The sequence below is a fragment of the Rhizobium sp. R86522 genome, assembly GCF_042466255.1.
Taxonomy (GTDB): domain Bacteria; phylum Pseudomonadota; class Alphaproteobacteria; order Rhizobiales; family Rhizobiaceae; genus Allorhizobium.
In genome coordinates, this window is the sequence record NZ_JAXHBX010000001.1 from 2,576,628 (window position 1) to 2,590,020 (window position 13,393).

Here is a 13,393-nt window from a genome sequence, read left to right on the forward strand (position 1 = left end):
GGTTTACCTAGTGGGTGCCCCGCGAACACGGATCATCCCTCGTTCATCAACCGGGTCGCTCGACCAGTTCCACGCGGCGGTTCATGGCGCGGCCCGGCTCTGTCTGGTTGCTGGCACGCGGTGCCAGCATGCCCATTCCGGCGGCGGCGAGGCGTTCTTTCGAGATGCCCGCCGACACCAGTGCTGCCATGACCGCTTGGGCGCGCTTTTGTGACAGCGACAAGTTCGTCTCGGCATCCCCGATCCAATCGGTGTGGCCGACGATATAGACCTTCAGCCCCGGGTTCGAGGTCAGGAGCTTCGTCATCTCGGCAATCGCCGGGGCGGCTTCGGCGGAAAGGGTGGCGGTGCCGAAGTCGAAATAGACATTGTCGAGGGCTATATGCCCCTCGTCCGAGATGCCCTTGGCCATGGCTGCGGCATCGATCATGCGGGTTTCGAGTGCGGAAGACGTGACGAGATCCAGATGGACAGCCGCGCGTTCGGATGCATTTCCCGCGAGTGGTGCTTTCTGGTTTTGTGCGACGTAGAGCGCTACATGGCGCGTACCATCTGCTGAAACGGCTGCCATGTAGTTCTCGCCATCCTTGATATAGAGCGCGAACTCTGAGGCGGTCCCCAGATTGCGCAGCCTCCGATTTGCCGGATAGATAACCACCTTGCCCAAGAGGGCGTTGTTGCTGCCGCAGGCTCGGCCGACACATTCGAACAGGGGTGAAAAACCGGCGCCTATCAACGACGTGCGATAGTTGAGAAAGACGTCGGCAGCACTTGCGCCTTCGGGAGCGACATAGAGGCGACGCTGCAGATGCCCCTCAACCGGCTTGAGCTCGGAGGGGGCCCTACCCTTCATCGGGCCGACGGACAGATCAAAGCGCACAAAGCCGGCATCTTCCGCGCCGTAGAGGCAGGCACCTTCGTAGACGGCCATGTCCTCAAGCGGGGCGAAGCCGTCCAAGGTCGGACAGGTTTCCGCAGACGCATTATGCGCCAATCCCAGAAGCGCGAATACAAGAATGGCGAGGAATTTCCTGGAAAGCCGGACCATGCTGCACCTCTGACCGGGCAATCCCCCAATGGCCTGCCGCCTAACCGGATGGTGGCGTGTGCACAACGCCTGATCAAGTGTTTCCTATCACTCGGCATGCGTTTCCGTCACGCAGATCGAGATCCGGGACATAAGGTGAGCTGGAGGGTGTCGGGTAAGCCCTGACTCTGGGCATTGCCTGAGAGCGAGGCGCTGGCGCGGGTGGAGTTGGCGGACCCCTGCCCGCGCCAGATCGATCCCTTGAGATCGAATGCAGCCCGATTAAAGGCTTCGACTTGCTCGAAGCTGATCACAAGAATGTGAAGTTATTCTAATTTAACTGAGAATCGGATCGGCGCAATTTGGGCGCCGATCCGATGTCTTTACTCCAGGCCGCCCATGCGGCTGCGGATGACCGCACGCAAATCGTCGATCGGCTTCAGGGCACCCTTTTCTTCGACATGCCAGAAGGTCCAGCCGTTGCAGGCATCCATACCCTGGACGCGGGCGCCGACGCGGTGGATCGAGCCGGCCTCGCCGTTTGCCGTCAGCGTGCCGTCGGCGCGGATGATGGCGGAGTGGCGGCGCTTGGCATCGGTCAGGATCTGGCCGGGCTTCACGAGACCGGCTTCCAGGAGAACGTTGAAGGCAACGCGGGGCTCGGCCTTCTTGCCGGTCAGGACGGTCAGCTCGACTTTACCCAAAGGCTCGACGGCGGCGATGCGGGCAGAGGCTGCATCGATGTAATCCTGCTCGCGCTCGATGCCGACAAAATGGCGGCCGAGACGTTTTGCCACCGCACCCGTGGTGCCGGAACCGAAGAAGGGATCGAGCACGATGTCGCCCGGCTTGGTGGAGGCCATGATGACACGGGCGAGCAAGGCTTCCGGCTTCTGGGTCGGGTGGACCTTCTTGCCGTCGTCGCCCTTCAGCCGCTCGCCGCCCGAGCAGATCGGGAAAAGCCAGTCGGAGCGCATCTGGACATCGTCGTTCGAGGCCTTCATCGCATCGTAATTGAAGGTGTAGCCCTTGGCCTTCGGATCAGGCGAGGCCCAGATCATCGTCTCATGGGCGTTCTGGAAACGGCGGCCCTTGAAGTTCGGCATCGGGTTGGTCTTGCGCCAGACGATGTCGTTGAGGATCCAGAAGTTGAGATCCTGCAGCGTGGCGCCAACGCGGAAAATGTTGTGATAGGAGCCGATGACCCAGATCGTGCCGGTCGGTTTCAACACGCGGCGGCAGGCAAGCAACCAGGCGCGGGTGAAGGCATCATAGGCCTCAAACGAGGCGAACTGGTCCCATTCGTCATCGCAGGCATCGACGAGGCTCTGGTCCGGACGGTGGAGAGCGCCGCCGAGCTGAAGATTGTACGGCGGATCGGCAAAGATGACGTCGACGGATTTATCGGGAAGGGCTTCGAGGGCGGAAACGCAATCGCCCTTGATGATGCTGTCGACCCAGGCCAGCGGGTCGGACGAACGGCGGAGTTCGGCAATCGGAAATACAGAAGCCATCGGTTACTCACTCTTACGCTGACGCAGCACGGGATGTGAGGCTTATGGTTACCGAACTTGGTTACTGAAGGGTGAAGACGGGGTGAGATTTTGTGCGGGGGTGGGATGGCGTGGCGCGCCATCTTTCGATGCACGGCGAACTTAGTGATCAAGCAAAGCAGAAAGAGCTGGCAATCAGGAAGAGACGGCCGACCCGGACGTCTGGGTCGCCTTCAGTTTTTCTCCGACCTCGACGATTGCCACAAGCGCCGGAACCAGCTCCTGCCCCAGTGCTGTGAGTGCATACTCCACCGATGGCGGCGTCGTCGGCTGAATGGTCCGGGAAATCACACCACGCGCCTCCAGATCCTTCAGGCGCTGCGACAGGACCTTGGCCGAGACGGGCGGAATGTCGAGGCGCAATTCGTTGAAGCGGCGTGGACCGCCGCGCAGGTGCCAGATGACGTTCGGCGCCCAGGCGCCGCCGATGATCGACATGCACTCCGTCAGAACGCAGCTCTGGGGCGGGCGTTCGCTTCGGTTTTTTCGGATTTTCAGGGTCATGGCCGTTTCGAGTTACCGTGGAGAAACCTGAATATCCAGTAACCATAAGAAACCTGGTTTTCAAGTGTTACCTCACGCCGTAAGGTCTCTTCGTCCAACACAGACAAGGATCTATCCATGTTGCTTTATTTCAAGCACGGCGCCTGTTCTCTGGCGTCTCGCATCATTCTCACTGAACTGGACCGCGACTTCGATGCGGTCAGCGTCGATACCGAAACCGGCACCACGTCGGAAGGAGAGGATTACCGGACCATCAATCCGAAGGGGTACGTCCCGGCACTGAAAATCGCCCCTGGTGTGGTGCTGACGGAAAATCCGGCCATCCTTCAGTATCTCGGGGATCTCGCGCCTGGCGCGGGTTATACGCCGAATGCCGGCACACTTGAGCGCGTTCGCCTGCAGGAGTGGCTGAACTTCACCTCCTCCGAACTGCACAAGGCCTTCAGCCCATGGTTCAGCGGTCGCCCGTTCGAAGGCGAGGAGCGGGCACGCGCCGAAACCCGGCTTTTCCGGCGGATTGACGATGTTGAGGCCGCCCTCAAGGATGGACGCCCATACATTCTCGGCACCACATTCACGGTGGCCGACAGCTACCTCTTCGTCGTTCTCAACTGGAGCAATTTCATCGGCGTCGCTCTTGGCCGCTGGCCGGTCGTCGCTGCCTATGTGGCGCGCATCGCCGCAAGGCCAGCAGTGCGCAAGGCGTTGACGGCGGAAGGCCTGATTTCGGACGAGGCTGCCTGATGATGACGGAATTTCCGAGAATTGCAGCCGCCATCGAAGACTATTTCGATGCCCTCTATTTCTGCGATGTTGACAAGCTACAGAGCGTCTTTCACCAACGCGCCATCTATGCGACGGCCGACGAAACACCGTTCCTGCATCGCACGATGGAGGAATATTTTCCGATCGTTGCCGCACGCCAGTCCCCCGCCTCGCGCAAGGAACCGCGGCACGACTACATCGACTCCATCGAATTCGCCGGCGAAAACACCGCCTTTGCCCGGGTTCGGTGCTCAATCGGCGCACGTGACTTTGTCGATTTCCTGACATTCGTGAAAGTCGATGGAGTGTGGCAGATTATTGCCAAGGTTTTCCAGATCATCGAGCGACCGCCCCAGGAGCATTGAAGCGATGCCTTATGTGAACATCAAGATTACCCGCGAGGGCGCAACAGCTGCACAGAAGGCCGAACTCATCCAGGGAGTGACGAAACTGCTCGTGGACGTGCTGAACAAGACCCCTGCGACAACCTTTGTCGTCATCGATGAGGTCGCGATGGAGGACTGGGGTATCGGTGGCCTGCCTGTCGAGGCGTATCGACAGGCTTCGAAGCGGGGCGCCTGAAGCTTCATGGCTCTCAGAACCCGCATTACCGAAAACTTTGGTCTCTCGGTGCCGATCCTGTCGGCGCCGATGGCTGGTATCGCAGGCGGCGCCCTCGCGGCGGCGGTCGGTCATTCCGGAGGCCTGGGGCTGATCGGCGGCGGCTATGGCGACCGGCGCTGGCTGGAGCAGGAATTCGAACGCGCCGGCAATACCAAGGTCGGCGTCGGCTTCATCAGCTGGGCACTCGCCAGGGATCCCGGCCTGCTTGATATCGCCCTCGATCGATCTCCAAGAGCGATCTTCCTTTCGTTCGGCGATGTCGGGCAGTTTGCACCGGCAATCGCGCGCGCGGGCATCGCTCTCATCGCGCAGGTTCAAACGGTAAAAGCGGCGAAGATTGCCGTCGCCGAAGGGGCGCAGGTGATCGTCGCACAGGGCACCGAGGCCGGTGGTCATGGCGGCAGCCGCGCGACGCTTCCGCTCGTCCCGGCTGTCGTCGATGCCGTCCCCGGAACGCCCGTCATCGCTGCAGGCGGCATTGCAGACGGCCGGGGCCTGGCTGCTGCGCTCATGCTCGGAGCAGACGGCGTGCTGTGCGGCACGGCACTCTACGCGACACGGGAATCGCTTGCCAACATCCCGGCAAAGAACGCCGCGATCACCGGCTCCGGGGACGAGACCGTCAAGGGCACGGTCTTCGATCTGATACGCGGCCATGATTGGCCAACGCAATGGCAATTGCGGACACTCGACAACGGCTTGTACCGCGCATGGCACGACCGTCTCGCAATGCTGAAAGACAGTATCGATCAGGTTCGCCATCGCTATCTTGACGCCCAGGCGACCGGCGATACCGAGCAGTTGCCGGTCATCGTCGGCGAGGCTGTCGACCTTGTGCGGTCCCTGGAACCTGCCTCCCTCGTCATCGAACGCATGGCGCGCGAGGCCGAGGAGCGGATGCTAAACATCGTCAGAGACTGTATCACGCGCTAGTCGCGGGCATCCCAGGCCTTCACCACGGCCTTCTTCGCCTGCGTCCGCCAGACATGCGTCAGGTTTTCCCGCGCCCATTCGAGGTCGAGCCGGTCCGGACGGGCGAGCACCAGCCTATGGGGTCGGTGATGATCGGTGGTGAAAAAGGTGTCGGGGTCGATCTCAATCAGGTGGTCGCGCTCCTCGAAAGAGACCTTGAAGACCGGGCAGTCATGGGTCGGGTTCCAGAACAGCATGGCCTTGCCGTTGACCTTGAAGGACCGATGCCCCCAGGAGGTCGTTTCCTCCGTGGTCGGCAGGGCAAGGATGATCTGGCGCAGCATATCGAGGGTGATCATGGCGGGGCCTCCGGAGGTCAGTCTGCCAGAGGCTTTAGGACGTGTCATCAGGTCCACATACGCCCCCTCATCCGCCTTTCGGGCACCTTCTCCCCGCGAGCGGGGAGAAGGAGACGCCGCCAGCCTCAGGGGGCAACACGCACACTCAGATATCCGCCGTCCGCGACGCTGTCGCAAAGCTCCGACCATTCGCAGCCCGAACAGGCGGTGCGGATCTCACCGGTGGCGAAGGTTTTTCTGAGACGCGTAAGCAGAGCGGACGTCGGGGTGATGCGAGCGCCCGGTGGAAGCGGGCTGCCGATCAGGCGGGCGACGGCGTCTGCCGCTGCCCGGTCCCGCTCGACGACACCTGACCCATGGCAATGAGCCCCAGGGTCCTCAGTCAGCGGCCCGCAGATATCGTCCGGCCCCGCCACCAGTTCGATCTCCTCGCCGGCCGAGAGCCTTGAGGCGATGACCTCGTAGTTCTCGACGAAGGCGGGCGAATAGCCCTTGCCGACATAGGTCAGCATGCAGAGCAGGTGGTGGGCGCGGAGCCGGACGGTCATGCGTGTTTCAGTCGGTTGTCAGAGGCTTACAAGTCGAGCGGCTGTGCCTTGCGGCGGGCCAGTGCCATCAGCAGGGCGGCGGCGAGAGCCGATTTCAGCACGGCGCCGAGAATGAAGGGTGTGACGCCGAGGGCCAAGCCCTTTTCGGCTCCGATGAGATAGGCCAGCCATGCGCCACCGATGCCAAGGCAGAGGATATTGGCGGAGAGATGGGCGAGGAAGCTTTTGACGACTTGGCTGCCCGTCCAGCCCTTGTTCGCGAGATAACCGGCAAGCGCCGCGATGATCGGGAAGGCTGCGAGGTAACCGGCCGTCGGGCCGACAAAGGGGGCGAGGCCGCCACCGCCGTTGGCCAGAACCGGCAGGCCCATCATCGCCTCGCCGAGCCAGGCAAGCACGGTGAGCAAGCCCAGACGCCAGCCATAGAGCACGCCGATCATGGTCAGCGCAAAGGTCTGCATGGTGATCGGCACCGGCACCATGGGCACGGAGATCTGCGAGGCAAGGGCCAATACGCCCGTGCCAAAGAGGAGAAGAGCGGCCTGCACGGGAAGCGAACGGCCCGATATGCCAAGCGGATCGAAACCGCGGCCGGCGGGCGCAAGAATGGTCGTCATGGGCAATCTCCATTTTATAGATAATTTGAAGTGGCGGAGAATCTTTTATCTATGGAATCGACGAATGCCAAGATGAAGGCTGCAAGAATCTCGGAGAAGGTCGCTGGGGTGGGGATCAAGATTGCCGAGCATGGCGTAGCTTTGCGCCTCTTCTCTCTTTTTATCTATAATTTTAGAACGAGGCCGCGCCGGTCACCCTACCCTCTGCCCGCAAGCGGGGAGAGGGAGGTGCGCGCGGTCAGCGTTTTGGCCTTCTCCCCTGCAGCCAAGGAGAAGGTGCCGCCCTTCGGCGGGCTCAGGAGGCGGATGAGGGGCAGAGGATCACCCTTCACCCTGAGGTGCCTGCACCTGCAGGCCTCGAAGGGCGAGGCCACGGAAGAGCCACCCGCCTCGTCCTTCGAGGGGAGCGCTCGCTCCCGCCTCAGGATGAGGGCTTGCCACCAGAGAGGGCGCGTCCATCACAGGGCGGTGGCTGGCCAGCAGAGAGCGGCACCCTTCTGCCTGGATGAGGGCTTGCCTGAGGCGGCGCCGCCAACACCCTCCCCTTGAGGGGGAGCGTCGGACCGCAGGTCCGGGGTGGGGTGACAGCGACGCTGGCCGGGATCGAAGGCGGAGGTGGTTTTCGCCCCACAAAGCGGCCCGTGGCGGAAGTCGGACAGGTCGGCGGGTTTCACCCCCACCCGCCGCTTTGCGGCGCCCCCCTCAAGGGGGAGGCGGAGTGCGGCGGAACGGCTCGGCGACGCTCACCCGACGATGGCGAAACCTTCCGTCTCGGCGCGACCCGGCACCGGCATCGGCGCGCGGCCGATCCATTGGACGTGACGCTCGAGAATGCGTGCGGCTTCTGCCGCGTCGCCTGATTTCAGGGCTTCGAGGATGGCGCGGTGGTCGTGGTCGGTGCGGGCTTCCCAGGTGGCGCGCCAGGCGACGAAGAGGAAGCGGGCGGAGACGGCGTGGAGATCGTCGATGACGGACAGCAGGCGCGGCATGCCACAGGTGGAGACGATCAGCCGGTGGAAGCGGCGGTTGGCCTCCTCCCAGGTGCGAACATCCTTGGCGTCATCCGCGTCGGCTGCGGCCTGTTCGGCAGCGGCCAGCACCTCCGGCGTCAGGTTGGGGGCGGCGTGGCGAAGCGCCAGCACTTCAAGTGCTGCGCGCATCTCGGCGACTTCGCGCACCTGTTTGAGATCAAAGCTGGCGACCCGCACGCCCCGACGGGGCAGCGAGACGACCAGGCCTTGCGCCTCCAGCCGGCGGAAGGCCTCGCGCACGGGCACATGGCTTGCGCCGAATTCCTCGGCAATATGGTCCTGCCCCAGACGCGAACCGGGCACGAGTTCGCCATGGATGATACGCTCCGCAAGCGCGCGGCTGATGCGGCTCGCCACCGTGTCCTTCAAGGAATTGTCGCGGGTCTTGGGCATGCGGTCATGCATAGTCAGCGGGGCATGGCTTGTCGAGGGAGTGGCAGGACGCGCGTCAGTCGAGCGCCCTTAGGATCGCCTGCCAATCCTGCCGACCGCCGAGAATACGCAGGATGGTGACCTGCCCTTCCAGCCCCACATAGACGATCAGATGACTGCGATAGGGATAGATCCGGACCGGCGGCATAAACTCGAGACGTTCGCGAAACAGCGTTGGAGACCGAGCAACCCGGTCGAAGGCCTGCACGAGTTCGTCGAGATAGCGATCGGCCTGATCGGTGGAGCAGGTTTCCGCACCATAGGCCCAGACGGTTTCGAGGTCACGCTGAGCCTCAGGCGCAAGGGTGTAGCGGGCGCTAGCGGGCGCCATGGCTCTCGCGCATCCGCCGCTTGAAGGCCTCGGGATCGAAGGGCTCCGGCGGGCCGCTTTCGATCCCCTTGGTGATGGCGGCCTGAAGCTGGTCGAAGGCTGCGAGACGCTCCTGATCCTTGCGGATCAGGTCGCGGATATAGTCGCTGGCATTGCCGTAGCGGCCGCTCTCGGCCTGACGCTCGACCCAGGCCTTCATCGGATCGGGAAGGGATACGTTCATCGTTGCCATGGTCTGCCTCCAGTGATGCAGACAAAATGGCGCGGATGGCAAAGTTTGTCAAAACCCCACCCTCACCCATGCCTTGCGCGGCTATCCTCCGGCGCCTCGGCCCGGTCTTCGAGACCGTAGTCGCGCAGCACTTGGGCGACGCGCAGGCGATAGGCGGCGAAGACGCCGCCCCTGCCGGCCGCTTGCGCGGCGCGGTGTTCCTCCGTCTCGCGCCAGCGGCGGACTGCTTCTTCGTCGCGCCAGAAGGAGAGCGACAAGAGCTTGCCACGGGTCGACAGGCTCTCGAAGCGCTCAACGGAGAGGAAGCCGTCGGCCGCCTCCAGTTGGGCGCGCAGTTCACCGGCCAAATCGAGATAGCGGTGGCGTTCTCCGACAAATGGCACCACCTCGAAGATGACGGCGATCATGGCTGGACTTTCGACGATGGAGAGCTGGAGACATTCTTCAGGAAGAGGCGGTCCTCCTCCAGGATGAAGCGGGCGTTCCTGGCGAATTCATAATTGGCCTTGCCGAGCGGATCGGCAGCAAGCTTCGCGCGATAGGCTTCATAGGCCGCCAGATTTTCGATGTGGTAGATGCCGTAGGCCGTGGTTGCCGAGCCCTCGTGCGGGGCGAAGTAGCCGACCAGATCGGCGCCGCAGCGGGGGATCGCCTCGCCCCAGTTGCGAGCGTAAGTGGCGAAGTCGTCGCGACCGAAGGGGTCAATGCGGTAACGGATGATGCAGGTGATCATGGGTTGTTCCTCGTGGTTTGCGAGGTGGGCTTGCCACGGCACCGACGCCTGATGCTTCGATCGGGGTCGAAGTTTTGCCCAACCCTTTCCTTCAACAGTTCGACCCGGATCGAAGCATTGGCTACACTTGCGATGCAGACTGCGCTTTCTAACGGGGAGAACATCATATGGCGGAAGGACCTGACATCGCGCGCATCGCTTCACTGATCGGCGATCCGGCGCGCTCGAACATGCTATTGGCGCTGATCGGCGGCAAGGCGTTGACCGCGACGGAACTTGCGGGCGCTGCAGGCGTGACGCTGCAGACGGCGAGTTCGCATCTGTCGAAGCTCGAAGAGGGTGGCCTCCTCTCCCAGCGCAAACAGGGGCGGCATCGCTATTTTGCACTGGCCGACGGTCATGTCGGGACGATGATCGAGAGCCTGATGAGCTTCTCAGCGACGCGCGGGCACCTGCGCCACCGCACCGGGCCGAAGGAGCCGGAGCTGCGCAAGGCGCGGATCTGCTACGACCATCTGGCCGGCGATTTTGGCGTGCGCATGCTGGACAGCCTGGTTGGGCAGGGCGCAATCCGGGCGGAGGACGAGGCGCTGACGCTGACAACTGTGGGCGAGAGCCTGCTCGAAGGTCGCGGCCTCGATATCGGCAGCCTTAGAGCCAAGCGACGCCCGCTCTGCCGCGCATGCCTCGACTGGAGCGAGCGGCGGACGCATCTCGCGGGCGCGCTGGGGGCGGCGCTGCTCACACATTTCCTCGATCGGGGACTGGCGCGGCGGGTGGAGGAGAGCCGGATCATCCGGTTCTCACCCGAGGGCGAGCGGCATTTTCTCAAGTGGTTTCCCCTGCCCGACTGAGTTCGACATGCATGCGTCACAGGCACCTTGAAAAGAAACCAACCATACGGTATGTTTTAACATTCTCTTTTCCGGAGCCCCGTCCATGAACCCCACACTGACCGCCTATGGCGCGCTGGCTGCCGCCATCGTGCTCGAAGTCATCGGCACGACGTTGCTGCAGAAATCGGCCCAGTTCACCAAGCTTCTGCCGACGGCTGGTATGGTGATGTTTTATGTCGCCTCCTTCTACCTTCTGTCACAGGCGCTGAAGGGCATGCCGCTTGGCATCGCCTATGCGATGTGGGGTGGGCTCGGCATCGTGCTGACCGCTCTGATCAGTGTGTTCTACCTCAAGCAGAGCCTCGATCTGGCCGCGCTTGTGGGTATCGCCCTGATCGTTGCCGGCGTCATCGTGATGAACACGCTGTCGAGCACGGTGTCGCACTGATGGCGGCCTCTCCCTCGCGCGGAGACAAAACGCTTTCCGCGCATCACCGCAAGAAACAGCCGGAGCAGGTGCGCCGGGCTTTGCTGGACTGTGCCGCCCAGATTGCTGCCGAACAGGGATCGTCGGCCATCACGATCCAGGCGGTTGCCGAACGGGCCGGCGTGACAAAGGGCGGGCTGCTGCATCATTTCGACAGCAAGCAGGCGCTGCTGGCCGCCGTCTTTGAGGATCTTCTCGACAAGATGGATCAGGAAATCGACCGGACTCTGGCGGATGATACCGCGTCGCGCGGACGCTTCACGCGGGCCTATGTGCGTGCCTGCTTCTCCGACCGCCTGCTGGGCGACCGCAGCCTCTGGGGTGCACTGTCGGTCGCAATCGTCTCGGAACCGGCGCTGCGCGCGCTGTGGTCGGCCTGGCTCGACGGGCGCATGGCGCGGCATGCCGAGACCGACGCCGATCCGAGGCTGGTTGCCGTGCGGCTTGCAGCCGACGGCGTCTGGCTCGCTGACATGATGGAAAAGGCGGGCGGGCTCAAACGTTATCCGCAGGATTTCGAGGTCGTGCTGCTCGCGATGGCTGAGGCTTGAAACTAGACGGCCATGCGATGTTCGGCACGGCAGCCGTGCATGACGCGTGATTGTCCTCGCCCTCCCGATCGTGTAGGGAGCGACTTTCCCTGGACCACATGACGGATGTTTCCATGAGCGGCTTCGACCTCACCCTTTTCGATTGCGACGGCGTGCTCGTCGATTCCGAGATCATCGCGGCCAAGGTCGAATTGAAGCTTCTGACGGAAGCGGGTTATCCGATTTCGGTCGAGGAGATGGGCGAGCGCTTCGCCGGCATGACCTGGAAGAACATTCTGCTGTCGATCGAGAAGGAGATCGATATCCCGCTCTCAGCCAGCCTGATCGACAAGTCGGAACAGCTGCTCGACCAGAGGCTCGCCCGCGAGGTGAAGGCGATCGAAGGCGTGCAGTATGCCCTGGCGCGTCTCGCCGGTCCGCGCTGCATCTGCTCGAACTCGTCCTGGCATCGTCTGGACATGATGCTGACCAAGGTCGGCCTCAAGGAGTTCTTCGCGCCGCATATCTATTCGGCCAAGGATCTCGGTGCTGACAGGGTCAAGCCGAAGCCGGATATCTTCCTGCATGGTGCCCAGCAGTTCAATGTCAGTCCGTCCAAGTGCATCGTCATCGAGGACTCCGTGCACGGCGTACATGCGGCACGCGAAGCCGGCATGCGCGTCATCGGCTTTACCGGCGCCTCGCACACCTATCCCTCGCATGCAGACCGGCTGACTGATGCCGGCGCCGAAACCGTGATTGCCCGCATGCAGGATCTGCCGGGCGTGATCGCCGCCATGGCCGAGTGGGAAGGCGCGTTTTAATTCTCTGACGAGCGACCTGTTCAGGTCTTGATGGTCAACGCCAAGGGCAGGATTTCTGCGACGAAACCGCCCCGGATTGGCATTTCGCCGTCGATTTCTACCGGGAAACGCTGGGGATCACGCGGCCGCACCTCGACGCGACATCCTTTATGAAAACTTAAGAGCGGATGGCCGACATGGCCGGCGGAATGCAGGCGTCCCAGTAAATTCAGAAGGCCGAGGATCTTCTCCTCGCGCATCACGGCAATGTCGAACAGGCCATCGGCGACATCGGCATCCGGCGTGATGTGCATGCCGCCGCCAAACCAGCCGCCATTGGCAATCGCTGCGATTGCCAGCCGCCCCTGATGCACCTGCATGCCATCGATCAGCACTTCGAAATCATAGGGACGATAGCGCAGGATCGCGCGTGCCGCATGGACAAGGAAGCGGAGGGGGCCGTTCAAGATGCGTCTGCGTCCAGGCGCGTTCACAGCATCGACGATTTCGCCGGAAATGCCGACACTGGCGATATTGGCAAAGTGGCGACGCTGCTCGTTGCCGGCAGCATCGCGGCTGACGAGCAACCCGGCGTCAATCTTGCGGACAGGGGCGTTTGCGATGTGTTCTGCGAGGGCTGCCGGATCGCTCGGTAGCTTGAAGTTTCGGATGAAATCGCAGCCTGTGCCGATCGGCAGAAAGGCGAGCGGCATCTCGGGGCGCGACGAGGTCAGCACACCATCGACGACATCGCTGATCGTGCCGTCACCGCCGGCGACCACAACAACGTCGTAAGGCCGCACTGCCAGCTCGCGGGCGAGCCTTCTCGCGTCCCCGCTGGAGCGGCTTTCATGGATTTCCAGATCCGGGAAACGATGGCGGAAGGCGGCAAGCAGGGGAGCCCATTGCTTCTGGCCTGCTCGGCCGCCCGCAATGGGATTTCTCACGACAGCAATTTTCAACAAGGCCTCCCTGGGGACACAGCCTTGGTGCCCCACTCCCTCTCAATGCCAGCGCGTGCATCCCGAGGGGGCAGGCATGCTCCGCCATGTGGCTTGCACGCTAGCAT

Annotated in this window: 20 protein-coding genes; 8 read left to right on the forward strand and 12 right to left on the reverse strand. The window is 62.7% G+C overall.

Going from position 1 to position 13,393, the window contains the following annotated elements; all coding sequences use genetic code 11:
- Positions 1-46 precede the first annotated feature (46 nt).
- The 3 genes from SJY08_RS12565 to SJY08_RS12575 form a co-directional block, all read right to left on the reverse strand.
- Complete coding sequence (locus SJY08_RS12565; RefSeq protein WP_377276000.1) at positions 47-1,048, reverse strand: OmpA family protein; 1,002 nt, start codon at positions 1,046-1,048, stop codon at positions 47-49.
- A gap of 362 nt (positions 1,049-1,410) precedes the next feature.
- On the reverse strand, positions 1,411-2,541 hold the full coding sequence (locus SJY08_RS12570) for a site-specific DNA-methyltransferase (RefSeq protein ID WP_377276002.1): 1,131 nt from the start codon (positions 2,539-2,541) through the stop codon (positions 1,411-1,413).
- Positions 2,542-2,715: 174 nt separating this feature from the next.
- Positions 2,716-3,018 carry a winged helix-turn-helix transcriptional regulator gene (locus SJY08_RS12575; RefSeq protein ID WP_377276004.1) on the reverse strand — a complete coding sequence of 101 codons (303 nt, stop codon included), beginning with the start codon at positions 3,016-3,018 and terminating at the stop codon, positions 2,716-2,718.
- Between the two features lie 183 nt (positions 3,019-3,201).
- Here SJY08_RS12575 and SJY08_RS12580 point away from each other — a divergent pair, with 183 nt between their 5' ends.
- From SJY08_RS12580 to SJY08_RS12595, 4 genes are read left to right on the forward strand one after another with little or no spacing between them, the layout of a single operon-like run.
- Positions 3,202-3,828, forward strand: coding sequence for a glutathione S-transferase C-terminal domain-containing protein (locus SJY08_RS12580; protein WP_377276006.1), 627 nt, complete (start codon positions 3,202-3,204; stop codon positions 3,826-3,828).
- Complete coding sequence (locus SJY08_RS12585; RefSeq protein ID WP_377276008.1) at positions 3,828-4,214, forward strand: nuclear transport factor 2 family protein; 387 nt, start codon at positions 3,828-3,830, stop codon at positions 4,212-4,214. The genes SJY08_RS12580 and SJY08_RS12585 overlap by 1 nt, the downstream gene beginning before the upstream one ends.
- 4 nt (positions 4,215-4,218) lie before the next feature.
- Positions 4,219-4,431, forward strand: a complete 213-nt coding sequence (locus SJY08_RS12590) for a 4-oxalocrotonate tautomerase family protein (protein ID WP_054149195.1) — start codon at positions 4,219-4,221, stop codon at positions 4,429-4,431.
- Positions 4,432-4,437: 6 nt separating this feature from the next.
- Positions 4,438-5,406 (forward strand): NAD(P)H-dependent flavin oxidoreductase, encoded by a 969-nt coding sequence (locus SJY08_RS12595; RefSeq protein ID WP_377276010.1) that lies wholly within the window; start codon positions 4,438-4,440, stop codon positions 5,404-5,406.
- Here SJY08_RS12595 and SJY08_RS12600 read toward each other — a convergent pair.
- The 8 genes from SJY08_RS12600 to SJY08_RS12635 form a co-directional block, all read right to left on the reverse strand.
- On the reverse strand, positions 5,403-5,744 hold the full coding sequence (locus SJY08_RS12600; protein WP_377276012.1) for an MmcQ/YjbR family DNA-binding protein: 342 nt from the start codon (positions 5,742-5,744) through the stop codon (positions 5,403-5,405). The two genes, SJY08_RS12595 and SJY08_RS12600, sit on opposite strands and share 4 nt — an antisense overlap.
- A gap of 125 nt (positions 5,745-5,869) precedes the next feature.
- On the reverse strand, positions 5,870-6,292 hold the full coding sequence (locus tag SJY08_RS12605; RefSeq protein ID WP_377276014.1) for a DUF1284 domain-containing protein: 423 nt from the start codon (positions 6,290-6,292) through the stop codon (positions 5,870-5,872).
- 26 nt (positions 6,293-6,318) lie between these two features.
- Positions 6,319-6,909 (reverse strand): biotin transporter BioY, encoded by a 591-nt coding sequence (locus tag SJY08_RS12610; protein ID WP_377276016.1) that lies wholly within the window; start codon positions 6,907-6,909, stop codon positions 6,319-6,321.
- A gap of 743 nt (positions 6,910-7,652) precedes the next feature.
- Entirely contained in the window at positions 7,653-8,333 is a 681-nt protein-coding gene (locus SJY08_RS12615) for a GntR family transcriptional regulator (RefSeq protein WP_377276018.1), read from the reverse strand.
- Between the two features lie 55 nt (positions 8,334-8,388).
- The gene (locus SJY08_RS12620; protein WP_377276020.1) at positions 8,389-8,703 is read right to left on the reverse strand and encodes a type II toxin-antitoxin system RelE/ParE family toxin; all 315 of its coding nucleotides are present in this window, start codon (positions 8,701-8,703) and stop codon (positions 8,389-8,391) included.
- Positions 8,690-8,935, reverse strand: coding sequence for a type II toxin-antitoxin system ParD family antitoxin (locus SJY08_RS12625; RefSeq protein WP_054151189.1), 246 nt, complete (start codon positions 8,933-8,935; stop codon positions 8,690-8,692). The genes SJY08_RS12620 and SJY08_RS12625 overlap by 14 nt, the downstream gene beginning before the upstream one ends.
- 62 nt (positions 8,936-8,997) lie before the next feature.
- A complete protein-coding gene (locus SJY08_RS12630; protein ID WP_054151188.1) occupies positions 8,998-9,342 on the reverse strand; it encodes an antibiotic biosynthesis monooxygenase in 345 nt (114 codons plus the stop codon).
- The gene (locus SJY08_RS12635; protein ID WP_054151187.1) at positions 9,339-9,668 is read right to left on the reverse strand and encodes an NIPSNAP family protein; all 330 of its coding nucleotides are present in this window, start codon (positions 9,666-9,668) and stop codon (positions 9,339-9,341) included. Before SJY08_RS12635 ends, SJY08_RS12630 begins: the two co-directional genes overlap by 4 nt.
- A gap of 167 nt (positions 9,669-9,835) precedes the next feature.
- Between SJY08_RS12635 and SJY08_RS12640 the strand changes: the two genes are divergently transcribed.
- From SJY08_RS12640 to SJY08_RS12655, 4 genes are all read left to right on the forward strand, one after another.
- Complete coding sequence (locus SJY08_RS12640; RefSeq protein WP_054151186.1) at positions 9,836-10,522, forward strand: helix-turn-helix transcriptional regulator; 687 nt, start codon at positions 9,836-9,838, stop codon at positions 10,520-10,522.
- An 85-nt stretch (positions 10,523-10,607) separates the two neighbouring features.
- A complete protein-coding gene (locus tag SJY08_RS12645; protein ID WP_054151185.1) occupies positions 10,608-10,952 on the forward strand; it encodes a multidrug efflux SMR transporter in 345 nt (114 codons plus the stop codon).
- Complete coding sequence (locus SJY08_RS12650) at positions 10,952-11,542, forward strand: TetR/AcrR family transcriptional regulator (protein ID WP_377276024.1); 591 nt, start codon at positions 10,952-10,954, stop codon at positions 11,540-11,542. The genes SJY08_RS12645 and SJY08_RS12650 overlap by 1 nt, the downstream gene beginning before the upstream one ends.
- A gap of 113 nt (positions 11,543-11,655) precedes the next feature.
- Positions 11,656-12,345 (forward strand): HAD family hydrolase, encoded by a 690-nt coding sequence (locus SJY08_RS12655; RefSeq protein ID WP_377276026.1) that lies wholly within the window; start codon positions 11,656-11,658, stop codon positions 12,343-12,345.
- Positions 12,346-12,365: 20 nt separating this feature from the next.
- Here SJY08_RS12655 and SJY08_RS12660 read toward each other — a convergent pair whose 3' ends face one another.
- Positions 12,366-13,286: a diacylglycerol/lipid kinase family protein gene (locus SJY08_RS12660; protein WP_377276028.1), complete on the reverse strand. Its 921-nt coding sequence runs from the start codon at positions 13,284-13,286 to the stop codon at positions 12,366-12,368.
- Positions 13,287-13,393 lie beyond the last annotated feature (107 nt).

Excerpts from the sequence above, each read along its gene's own strand:
- SJY08_RS12580 (WP_377276006.1), top strand. The coding sequence starts at position 3,202 with ATGTTGCTTTATTTCAAGCACGGCGCCTGTTCTCTGGCGTCTCGCATC.
- SJY08_RS12650 (WP_377276024.1), top strand. The coding sequence starts at position 10,952 with ATGGCGGCCTCTCCCTCGCGCGGAGACAAAACGCTTTCCGCGCATCAC.
- SJY08_RS12625 (WP_054151189.1), bottom strand. The coding sequence starts at position 8,935 with ATGGCAACGATGAACGTATCCCTTCCCGATCCGATGAAGGCCTGGGTC.
- SJY08_RS12570 (WP_377276002.1), bottom strand. The coding sequence starts at position 2,541 with ATGGCTTCTGTATTTCCGATTGCCGAACTCCGCCGTTCGTCCGACCCG.
- SJY08_RS12635 (WP_054151187.1), bottom strand. The coding sequence starts at position 9,668 with ATGATCACCTGCATCATCCGTTACCGCATTGACCCCTTCGGTCGCGAC.
- SJY08_RS12595 (WP_377276010.1), top strand. The coding sequence starts at position 4,438 with ATGGCTCTCAGAACCCGCATTACCGAAAACTTTGGTCTCTCGGTGCCG.
- SJY08_RS12630 (WP_054151188.1), bottom strand. The coding sequence starts at position 9,342 with ATGATCGCCGTCATCTTCGAGGTGGTGCCATTTGTCGGAGAACGCCAC.
- SJY08_RS12610 (WP_377276016.1), bottom strand. The coding sequence starts at position 6,909 with ATGACGACCATTCTTGCGCCCGCCGGCCGCGGTTTCGATCCGCTTGGC.
- SJY08_RS12585 (WP_377276008.1), top strand. The coding sequence starts at position 3,828 with ATGATGACGGAATTTCCGAGAATTGCAGCCGCCATCGAAGACTATTTC.
- SJY08_RS12645 (WP_054151185.1), top strand. The coding sequence starts at position 10,608 with ATGAACCCCACACTGACCGCCTATGGCGCGCTGGCTGCCGCCATCGTG.
- SJY08_RS12620 (WP_377276020.1), bottom strand. The coding sequence starts at position 8,703 with ATGGCGCCCGCTAGCGCCCGCTACACCCTTGCGCCTGAGGCTCAGCGT.
- SJY08_RS12600 (WP_377276012.1), bottom strand. The coding sequence starts at position 5,744 with ATGATCACCCTCGATATGCTGCGCCAGATCATCCTTGCCCTGCCGACC.
- SJY08_RS12590 (WP_054149195.1), top strand. The coding sequence starts at position 4,219 with ATGCCTTATGTGAACATCAAGATTACCCGCGAGGGCGCAACAGCTGCA.
- SJY08_RS12605 (WP_377276014.1), bottom strand. The coding sequence starts at position 6,292 with ATGACCGTCCGGCTCCGCGCCCACCACCTGCTCTGCATGCTGACCTAT.
- SJY08_RS12640 (WP_054151186.1), top strand. The coding sequence starts at position 9,836 with ATGGCGGAAGGACCTGACATCGCGCGCATCGCTTCACTGATCGGCGAT.
- SJY08_RS12565 (WP_377276000.1), bottom strand. The coding sequence starts at position 1,048 with ATGGTCCGGCTTTCCAGGAAATTCCTCGCCATTCTTGTATTCGCGCTT.
- SJY08_RS12575 (WP_377276004.1), bottom strand. The coding sequence starts at position 3,018 with ATGTCGATCATCGGCGGCGCCTGGGCGCCGAACGTCATCTGGCACCTG.
- SJY08_RS12615 (WP_377276018.1), bottom strand. The coding sequence starts at position 8,333 with ATGCCCAAGACCCGCGACAATTCCTTGAAGGACACGGTGGCGAGCCGC.
- SJY08_RS12655 (WP_377276026.1), top strand. The coding sequence starts at position 11,656 with ATGAGCGGCTTCGACCTCACCCTTTTCGATTGCGACGGCGTGCTCGTC.